The 5,847-nt window shown below is 33.8% G+C and carries 6 protein-coding genes; all 6 read right to left on the bottom strand.

The features are described from left to right. Nucleotides 1-168: 168 nt before the first annotated feature. On the bottom strand, nucleotides 169-1,362 hold the full coding sequence (locus tag ENO17_03355) for an ABC transporter permease (GenBank protein HER24074.1): 1,194 nt from the start codon (nucleotides 1,360-1,362) through the stop codon (nucleotides 169-171). 2 nt (nucleotides 1,363-1,364) lie between these two features. Beyond that, nucleotides 1,365-2,105: an ATP-binding cassette domain-containing protein gene (locus ENO17_03350; protein ID HER24073.1), complete on the bottom strand. Its 741-nt coding sequence runs from the start codon at nucleotides 2,103-2,105 to the stop codon at nucleotides 1,365-1,367. 291 nt (nucleotides 2,106-2,396) lie between these two features. Beyond that, entirely contained in the window at nucleotides 2,397-3,557 is a 1,161-nt protein-coding gene (queG, locus tag ENO17_03345) for a tRNA epoxyqueuosine(34) reductase QueG (protein ID HER24072.1), read from the bottom strand. A 3-nt stretch (nucleotides 3,558-3,560) separates the two neighbouring features. Beyond that, nucleotides 3,561-4,034: a PspC domain-containing protein gene (locus tag ENO17_03340; GenBank protein HER24071.1), complete on the bottom strand. Its 474-nt coding sequence runs from the start codon at nucleotides 4,032-4,034 to the stop codon at nucleotides 3,561-3,563. 292 nt (nucleotides 4,035-4,326) lie between these two features. Beyond that, nucleotides 4,327-4,809: an adenosine monophosphate-protein transferase gene (locus ENO17_03335; GenBank protein HER24070.1), complete on the bottom strand. Its 483-nt coding sequence runs from the start codon at nucleotides 4,807-4,809 to the stop codon at nucleotides 4,327-4,329. A gap of 177 nt (nucleotides 4,810-4,986) precedes the next feature. After that, complete coding sequence (locus ENO17_03330) at nucleotides 4,987-5,817, bottom strand: transposase (GenBank protein ID HER24069.1); 831 nt, start codon at nucleotides 5,815-5,817, stop codon at nucleotides 4,987-4,989. Nucleotides 5,818-5,847 lie beyond the last annotated feature (30 nt).

Genomic DNA, 5,847 nt, shown 5'->3' with positions numbered 1-5,847 from the left:
CTTTTTTCTCTATAATCATCTCTTTGGTCAATTTCATCATCTTCATAAATGATTATAAATAAAAAAAATATAAGTATTAAAAATATAAAAACAAGGGCTTTTCTCACAAAGTTACACCCTCTTCATTTAATTCTTTAATTTCATCAATTATTTTTATATTATTACCGTTTAACTTCTAAAAAGTACTTCTTCTTTGTTAAAGAGACGAGTAGCCCCGAATAAAGCAATTCCGGCAATAATCATATTCGCACTAAAAGTAGTGATAATATGATTCCAGTAAATCTTGCCCATCAATAGCTCTCTGAAAACAAAACTACTATTTAATACCGGTACTAAAAACATTTTGCCGGTCAGTTCCATTCCCTGACTGATAGAAATTATTCCTAAAAAGATAGTCAGCATATAGATGGGGGTAATGTAACTCGAGGCTTCTCTAATATTGCGGGCGAATAGTCCGATCATTACCAATACTGCGCTGGCCAAACCAACCAAAGGAAATAAAACTAAAAATAGTAAAAAGATAATATTCGTTGATATCCCAAATTGGACTTCCTCAATACCCCCGGTAATAGAAGTACCTGATAAAAAAGCAATAAAAAGACCGAACAACCCCAAAACCATACTGACAAAAGAAATTAGCATCACGGCAAAGCATTTACCCAATACTATCTCTAATCGGCTTATCTGACTGACTAAGAGAGTAGCAATAGTCCCTCTTTCTTTCTCTCCGGCAGTTATATCTATAGCAGTATGCATTGCACCGGTAAAGATAAGGATTATAATTAAATAAGGAAGCAAAACTGCTAAAAATGAACCGGTCATTTTTTCTGCAGTAGCTATATTTTCTTCTTGTAGAATTAACGGAGTAAGAAATTCCTCTTTTAAATTCAGGCTAGCAAGCCTTTGTAAAACTATTTCACCTTTGTATTTTTCAATTATTTGATCAATTCTTTGCTTTGCTATTCTTGATTTAGCCTCTGTAGTATCATATTTTAAAACGAGCTTATTTGGTTCTTCCTTTTCAATTTTATATTCAAAATCGCGAGGAATTACCAAAACTGCCTGAATATCACCGTTTTGCAATTTATGGGGAGAGTCGTCTTCTAGGATAATAATTTCGAACTTTTCATAATCCTGGAGATATTTTACTAATTGAGGAGCAAATTCCGCACCATCTATCATGACCCTTGAAGCAGCTTCTTCAGATTTTACACTTCCTAACCGATTAAAATAACTAATTACTGTAAATAAGAGAGGATAAAAGATTAAAGGAATTAATATCATAGCAATAATGGTTCTTTTATCTCTTATGGTTCCCAGTAATTCCTTAATAAATATAAGCTTGATATTTTTCCTGTTCATTCTCAATTCTCTCCCTGATTTATTAATTCAAAAAATATTTCTTCTAAATCATCAAATGAAGACTTTTCTTTTAATTCAGCTAAGCTTCCCTGAGCGACAAGATTACCTTGATGAATAATCGCAATCCTATCACATAATTTTTCAGCTTCCCGCATAATGTGAGTAGAATAGATTATACATTTTCCTTGATCTCTAAAACTTTTGACATATTCAAGTACTGCTTTAGCCGTAATTATATCTAATCCCACTGTGGGTTCATCTAAAATTAATACAGATGGATTATGAATCATACTTCTGGCAATAGATAGTTTCTGTTTCATTCCGGTAGAAAGTTTATTTACCCTGACATCCTGAAAATCTTCCATTTCCAGATTGTGAAAAATCTCAGCTATTCTTTTTTCGATTAATTTATCTTCCATCCCGTTAATCCGACCAAAAAATAAGATGGTTTCCCTGGGGGTAAAACGGTCATATAATCCTGTTTCGCTGGATAAAAATCCTATCTCTCTCCTTACTTTAGCTGCATCTTTTACCACATCAAGACCATTTATCATTAGTTTCCCTTTGGTTGGAAGTATCATGGTGGCTAAAATACGTAAAGTGGTTGTTTTTCCTGCTCCATTGGGACCCAAAAGTCCGAATACCTGACCTTTTTGGCAATTAAATTGTAAATTATCAACTGCAATGATCTTACCCCTTTTTCTATCGTGGAATATCTTTGTCAATCCCTCTACCTGAATCATTTTTATATTATATCCTTCCTACTAAAATGCAAATCTTGTTAAACTGAAAATTTAAAACAAAAACCGAAAAACTTTAATAGCATATAGTGTGCAACGTAGAGCGTATAGTATTATAATTAAAATTCTTATCTTTAATAATTTACAACTTTATTCCACTTTACCCTTAATCTCTTTTTAAAAGATAAAATATAATAAAAATTCTGTATATGTTTATAGATTTTTTGTAGTGGTCGGATTTATTCGACCCAAGACGGTTTTGATGAATCAAGTCCCTACATTTGCTTATTACTATTAAAACATCTCCAAGGCATTTATAATTTCTTCCCTTACTTCTCTATCTTCCTCATTCTTTAGAACTTTTTCTAAAGCCAGTTTTGCTTTTTCTCCTCCAATTTTTCCCAAAGCCCAAGCGGTATGTCCTCTTAACATTGGGTTATCTTCTTCCCTTAAAACTTTAATCAAGGGAATAACAGCCCGAGGATCACCAATGTTTCCCAAAGCTAAGACAGCATTTCTTTTAATTGCTTCTTTTGGTCTCATAGCAATCTGATTAAAAGAGAAATAGTGCTGAAATTCCTCTTCAGTAAATTGCAATAAGGGTATTAAGGGAATTTTAGAACCGATGTATCCAAATTCCGGTTTATATTTTTTAGGTTTTACTTTACGGTTTTGTGGACAAACTTCCTGGCAAGTTGTACAGCCATACAGTCTATTTCTCCATTTTTCCCGAAAAACCAAGGGCACATTCATTGACCTTTCCGAAATAAACTGAAGGCATTTAGTTCGATCAATTACGTAAGGGAAAATAAGTGCCTTAGTCGGACATTGATCTATACATATCGTACAATTACCACAATCTCGTTGAAGTGAATTATCTATTTCCAATTCTAATTCAGTTATTATTTCTCCCAAAACTACCCACGAACCAAATCTTTCGGTAATAATTATTCCGTTTTTCCCATACCAGCCTAATCCGGCTCTCTGAGCAATCGGTTTTTCTACTAAAGATATATAGCAAGACTTATTTTTTGATTTATATTTAAAGTCAGTCTCTTGGACTATGAGGTCAACTATTTTTTTTAGTCTTAATTTTACATCATAATAAAAATTAGCGATGTCATATTTTGCAATTTCGCCCAAAGGTTGACCTTTATCCTGAATATTTTTTGTCTCCTCTATTAAATAACACTGAGCAACGCTAATTATAGATTTCGCTTTTTTTAGAATACTCTTAGGGTTACATCTTTTGCGAATTTTATTCAGATTTAGTTGATTGTTAATTGAGGAATTATTTTTAGAGGTGTAGAAATCATTTTTAGGAATATAACCTTTTTCTATATTTTCAATAATATGCTTCTCTGCTTCCGGAAAGCTTTCAGTATGAGTAATTCTGATGATATCTATACCAATTTCTTCTCCCAATTCTTTTATTCTTTCATTTAATAACATCACTATTTAATCTTTTTTCTTAAAAGCATGGACCATCATAATTATACCTACGGCAATTAAAATTATCGGCCATAGTTTATTCCAGCCTACCCAGGGGAAAAAACCGTTCAACAAAAAGATTAAACCTATTGTTACGATAATTATGCCTCCTAAAATCCTCCTATTTTTATCTGATCTGTGAGAAGGTTCTTCTGACTCAAAATGTTCTTTAACCTCTTCAATCACATTCTTTGCACCCTTTTTAACTTTTTCTTTAATATTTTCTCTCGCTTCAAAAGTCTCATCAGAAACCTGATCGGGATTCTTGGGAATTATAATCCAGGCAATAATATACGCTACAATACCTCCTCCTCCTATAAGTACAGCTAATACTGCCAATAACCGAACTAAAGTAGAATCGATTTCAAAATACTCAGCAATCCCTCCACATACACCACCAATCATATAATCTTTTCTTGACCTATAAAGTTTTTTGCTCATAGTAAATTCACTCCTTTTATAATATAATTCACCAATTTACCAATTGGCCAATCTCCCAATTAAATTAGTCGTTAGTCGTTAGTATATAGTCATAGCTTCAATTTATCGAAGCGTGGCAACTCATTATTTGGTTGTTCATTAGAGGTTCGATGAATCGAACCCCTACCATCACTCGTCACTTATTAAACATTATCAATCACTCTACTCACCAAAAACTATGCACGATACTATTATCTTCGACTTCCGCCTTTTATTTTTTTCTTCACTCGATACTATATACTATATTTAAAATTTAAAGCTTATATCCAATCATTCTCAGAAATTCTTTTCGCTCCCGAACATCTTTGTCTGTCTCTATATTTTTTGGTGAGTTTCCATCAATAACTCCCAATACCCCTCTACCCAAATCGGTTTGAGCAATAATTATTTCTACCGGGTTAGCAGTAGCACAGAAGATAGAACAGATCTCAGGGCAATTTTTTATGGCATTTAATACATTGATAGGAAAAGCGTCTTTTAAAACAATGACAAAAACATGTCCTGCTCCAATATCATTTACATTTTTTATAGCTAGAGCTTTCAATTGGGAATCATTTCCTTCTGCTCTTACCAGACATGGACCTGAAGCCTCATTAAAAGCCAGACCAAATTTTATATTCGGTACCGAATTAACCATTACTTCATAGAGGTCTTCCGCGGTTTTAATAAAATGAGTTTGGCCAATAATTATATTGGCATCTTCAGGGAATTCCATTCTCACTTTCTTTAATTCCATTTGTATTTCCTCTCTTTTTTTATAGTATTCTCCACCAAGACTTTTTTTCCTGCTATTCTTCTGAAAAATATCAAAATATATTTTCTTTTCATTTATTATCTTATTTTTTATATTATGTGTATTACTTTCAAGTGGTGTTTACACTTTGTGCTCTTCCCTATAGAAATATAATACTATCTATAAGGGTTCGGGTAAAGCATATTTTCGCTTACCATCAAAGAATTTCTGGTAAGGGATTTTACCCTTTAACCTGTAACCCTGATTGGTTCTTTTAAAATTATAATAAGTGATAAACTGATCCAGATCATCCTGTAACTCGGATAAAGAGGAATAGACCTTCTTGATCATGGCTATCTGGTAGAACTCTTCCAGTAGGGTACGATTGAATCTTTCTACCATCCCATTGCTTTGAGGCATCCTCGGTTTAATCCTGGTATGTCTAATGCCATGTATTTCTAAGTATGTCTCGTATTCATGTTTGCCATTTGCCCAATGGGTACTATATTCCTTGCCGTTATCGGTCAAGATTCTATCCAGAGGTATATGAAACTCTCCATATATTGGCAATACTTTTGTTTCCATGAAATCAATCGCACTTATGGCCATCTTATCGGTGTAGACCTTGGCAAAACCAAAGCCCGCATAAGCATCGATGCCAGTCTGCTGATAGATTCTACCTAGACCCTTAATGGTACCGACATAGAAGGTATCCTGACAGAAGAGATAACCGGGATAAAAGGCACTGATATGTACCTTTTGTCTCTTTTCTATCTCTCTTAGATACCTTTCGGTGACCACCGGATTATCTGATTTCTCTTGAGCATAGAAGAGCCGGTCAAGACGACGATTCAGGCTTTTTCTTCTCAAGAACTTATAGACACCGGTATCACTGATGATAATTTCTTGCTGGCTTAGTTCATTGGCAATCCTTCTGGGTCCATGAGTAGGATACGCTATTATATAGTTGAGAATGATCTGTTCTTTATCCGGTTTTATCTGGTTGGGCATCTTGGGTTTGGCTTTCTCCTTATCTTGGAG

Source organism: Candidatus Atribacteria bacterium, assembly GCA_011056645.1.
GTDB classification, from domain to species: domain Bacteria; phylum Atribacterota; class Phoenicimicrobiia; order Phoenicimicrobiales; family Phoenicimicrobiaceae; genus Sediminicultor; species Sediminicultor quartus.
This window is presented reverse-complemented; position numbering and strand designations above follow the sequence as displayed.